Origin of the sequence: Kitasatospora sp. NPDC085895, assembly GCF_040702125.1 — a bacterium.
In the GTDB taxonomy this organism is placed as follows: Bacteria; Actinomycetota; Actinomycetes; order Streptomycetales; family Streptomycetaceae; genus Kitasatospora; species Kitasatospora arboriphila.
This window is the reverse complement of sequence record NZ_JBFBJY010000234.1, coordinates 1-1,337: the sequence shown is the minus strand read 5'-3', so window position 1 is coordinate 1,337 and position 1,337 is coordinate 1. Positions and strand designations below refer to the sequence as shown.

Genomic DNA, 1,337 nt, shown 5'->3' with positions numbered 1-1,337 from the left:
GATCGTCATTGCGGTACAACACCCGGCTTGCACGCCTGGCGACAAAGGTCTGCCTTTCTTTAATGGTGACGACGTGTGCCCTTGAATAGGCAGCCCAGCATCGGGCGCGCCGGATCTGCGAGGTCAACACGATGTCAGGCCGCTCATCGCTGCCTGGCGGCAGGAAATGCGCGACTTTGTTATACTGCTGCGCATATTTCGCAATGCTTAACCGCAAGCCGGCGGCAAAATAGCGGTTTTCGTCATCAATCACAATATTGATTGGTTTCATTGTCCGAGCCTCCTGTAGGCCTATTTCCCCTTGTTTGCCAAACGAGAAACCATTCCTGACAAACAGCCCAGTAGATTCTATATCCACCGTTATTCGTTTTACGCAACCTTCCACTGAAAATACTTCCATCGGAAGGACAAAGAGTAATAGCACCTAATGAAACGTATCACTGATAATCGTATTCCTAACGGGGTAATACATTCATAACGCCCGCGAAAATTAAAAATACGGCCTGGCCATTTAGTCACTGTCATATGATTTCCACTATCGCTACCACAGACATAGAAAACTGACCAGTATGCGAGGTATTGTTATTTCTTAGCTCACCGTCAATATAGATTTCTCTATTGCCACCAGGCACTTTTACATAATTCTCGCCCACGCCTGCGATCAGGTCTCTAAATTTCAGGCTGGCGGTCATCCGTCCGTCCTGGCTTAACGGCATATTGGTGACATTGGAATTAAACTTAACGCGTAAGTAAGCCTCGCTGGCACAATTTACCTTGATGGTCCCCGTAGCCTGCCGGGCCGTCACGTCGCTGCTGAATGTGCCAAAGTCAACGATGGCGTTAGTGTCAAGAATATCGCAGCTGTTCGTCTTGGGTATCTCAGGGGAGCAGCCGAAAGGGCCACCCCAATTACCGTTAATTGCCACACCGAAGCAGAGTTTAAGAGGCCAGTTGCCAATCTGATTTATATCTCTGGTCGAGTTCGTTCCATTGCGCCCTAAATACCTGACTAACGGCGCGAGCTCCCCCATGGTTTTGGCCGTGCTCGTGCTGGTCTTGCAATCCGCCGTGTTGCAGCTGCTGTTGGCCTCAGCCAACGCCACAGAGGCACGTGGTGAGTTCGATAAGGTCATCACCACAGATAACATGCAGTTTCTTTGCCCATAACATGGGTTGGGTTCCTGCGACTCCGGTAAAATACGGAGAAACGTAAAAGAGAGAAAAGCAGAGGATCCACTAACAGGCTCTATACGAGGAATTGCCTCAAAATTAGCGGAGCTGGCCGCATTCATGCCGCCGAAAAATACGATTAGCAATAATAAAAAAATCTTTTTCAT

Annotated in this window: 2 protein-coding genes; both read right to left on the bottom strand. The window is 48.8% G+C overall.

Annotated elements, in window-relative coordinates:
- A partial coding sequence (locus AB0442_RS42505; RefSeq protein WP_366168853.1) for a hypothetical protein occupies positions 1–271 on the bottom strand: 271 nt, incomplete at its 3' end.
- Positions 272–521: 250 nt separating this feature from the next.
- A partial coding sequence (locus AB0442_RS42500) for a hypothetical protein (protein ID WP_145957805.1) occupies positions 522–1,337 on the bottom strand: 816 nt, incomplete at its 5' end.